Source organism: Bradyrhizobium sp. HKCCYLRH2047, assembly GCF_051168175.1.
GTDB lineage: Bacteria > Pseudomonadota > Alphaproteobacteria > Rhizobiales > Xanthobacteraceae > Bradyrhizobium.
This window is the reverse complement of the sequence record NZ_JBNPUM010000030.1, coordinates 1-2,140: the sequence shown is the minus strand read 5'-3', so window position 1 is coordinate 2,140 and position 2,140 is coordinate 1. Positions and strand designations below refer to the sequence as shown.

The window sequence follows — 2,140 nt, the reverse complement described above, 5'->3', positions numbered from 1 at the left end:
ACCGCGACATCCCAATCGGGCGTGTCGCGGTAGTTGATGAGGATCGAGGCGCCGAGCGCCCTGGCGCGGGCGAGCTTTTCGTCAGAGGATGAATGCACTGCCACTTTAATTGCTCCTCGAGCCATGCTCGAAAACCCGAAGAGTTGCATGGGAGCAAGATGGCGCTCAGGCGGCCTCGTTCCTGTTGAATAACCCGACGCCTCTCGTCTCTTGCGAGGAAGTCAGGCCATTGTTCCGCGCGTGGCGCTGCCGTTCAGCCTCTTGGCGCAGCGCCGGGTATGTCGCGCACAAGCGCAGTCTTGTACACAAGACGCGTCGCAGGCGGGCTTTTGTAGTGTGGCGTTTGAGAAAACACCCTTCTGGCGAAGGTAAAGTCGCGACGATTGCTGAAGACTCCGGCATGCGCCCAACTGCATTGCAGATAATTTAGGTTTTCGACGTTCTCGGGTTGGGCCGTCAGCGGCGCCGCAGCTGTGTAGGACTGATAGAGCGGGCCGCCGCGTCGAATGGTGTCCTGGGCCGTCGCCAGCTCGACCGATCCGCCCGGATGTCCCTGCATAACTGCAGAACATACGGTCCGATGAAGATCCATGGCAGCTTCGTATCTCGCGATCAGCGAATCGCTGACCGACCGGCAAGGCATGAAAAGAGCGCAGTTCGGGCTTAGCGGCAGAAAGGCCTCCACTCCTTTCACGTCGAAACCAAGATCGCTACCGTTCTTCGGATCGAGCGAACGCTGTAACACCACCGGCTGGTCCCCGAGGTAGAAAACGTCATCGTGATCGATGACCATCAAAACCCAATGCCTCCTTTCGATTTGCGCCGACACTATGAAACTGCTGTCCCACAGTTGGGTAAAGATCGACCCGAAGTTCTTTCGCGAAGGATTGTTCGCAAGCCCTTTATAGAAAGCTTCAGTACGAAAGCTCTGCGCTGCGACGAAATCAGCGACTTTCTTGCGGTCTGGCGATGACAGGCCTGAAAGCGACCGAGCTTCAATGATCCGCTTGAGGACCGGGGCAGCCCTGGTCTCAATTTTCTCTAAGCGATCCTCGAAGGATACGATCTGCCCTTCAATATCAAATTCATTAAAATTAGGGCCGCAAGCAGCATGTTTCGGCGGAGGCTTCGATATCACGTTTGATTGGATATCCAGCCGATACACGCGTCCGTCTGTATCGACAAACTTCTTTAGCAGAAGTCTCGGGACCCAATGTTGGTTCTCGTCTGTCATGGTTCTTTAGAATTGAGGGTTGCGGCTGCAGGTCCGGGCAGAGCTTGTAGTTCTCGTACATGCAATACTTGCTGCGATATTGAAAGGACTTCTATCTCTCTAGACCTTCGTTCTGCTCCGGTAGACCGAATGCGCGGATCGTCTTGGTATGGGTGCAGATGGGGACTCCGCGTCGCCACCACCATGTCGAGTTTCCGCTTCGCCAATTGACGTAAAAATTCACTCGACCAGCTCGCGAGACTTCTCTTGCCAACCCGCCGTCAAACAACGGCGCGATGATAAGGTGCTTCTCCTCATCCGGGCGGAGCAGCAGCTTTGGGCTATGACCCATCGCACCCTTGATGATGTTTCGCGTATTGAGATTTTCGGCCAAGTGATAGATTGGTGGCTTCACCACCAGGTCTGTGATTGCGATGTCGTAGGCAGTCGTGTTCTTGATGCGGATGCAGACGCGCTTTGTGCCCTCATCGTCCATGGTGCTGAGGGAGGCTATTGGGCGCCCTTTGTAGTATCTATCGAACAGCACGACGCCTCCGCTGATGAAGCCGACAATCGCTCCAAGCGTCGAAAATTCAATCATTCTTCTGGTCCCCGAGTCGCCTAACTATATGACTTCGGATTTCCGCAATTTTATCGCCTGGCGCGAGACGGCGCTTGATCTCGTCAACATTGCACGCGATAGCGCCTTTGACTAGACGCTCATATTTTCCGATGGGTACGGTGACGCTGCATAAATGCGACGCCATCCTGAGATGGCCGCATCGGCGCGCTGGCCGCCATGAGCCGATCCGCCCCATGGTCATGCCGGCCATCGCCCCACACCTATAGCTTCAAAACGATCTTGCCGAAGTGCGAGGCGGTTTGGAGATGGGCGAACGCTTCGGGAGCGTCATCAAAGTCGTAGAT

At 55.4% G+C, this 2,140-nt stretch carries 2 protein-coding genes; both read right to left on the bottom strand.

All coding sequences use genetic code 11. The features are described 5' to 3' along the window. Positions 1-253: 253 nt before the first annotated feature. Positions 254-1,234, bottom strand: coding sequence for a DUF4238 domain-containing protein (locus tag ACQR1D_RS31880; RefSeq protein ID WP_434894287.1), 981 nt, complete (start codon positions 1,232-1,234; stop codon positions 254-256). Between the two features lie 91 nt (positions 1,235-1,325). Further along, the gene (locus tag ACQR1D_RS31875; RefSeq protein WP_434894286.1) at positions 1,326-1,814 is read right to left on the bottom strand and encodes a hypothetical protein; all 489 of its coding nucleotides are present in this window, start codon (positions 1,812-1,814) and stop codon (positions 1,326-1,328) included. Positions 1,815-2,140 lie beyond the last annotated feature (326 nt).

Bases quoted from the DNA above. Each gene is read 5' to 3' on its own strand.
- ACQR1D_RS31880 (WP_434894287.1), bottom strand. From the start codon at position 1,234: ATGACAGACGAGAACCAACATTGGGTCCCGAGACTTCTGCTAAAGAAG.
- ACQR1D_RS31875 (WP_434894286.1), bottom strand. From the start codon at position 1,814: ATGATTGAATTTTCGACGCTTGGAGCGATTGTCGGCTTCATCAGCGGA.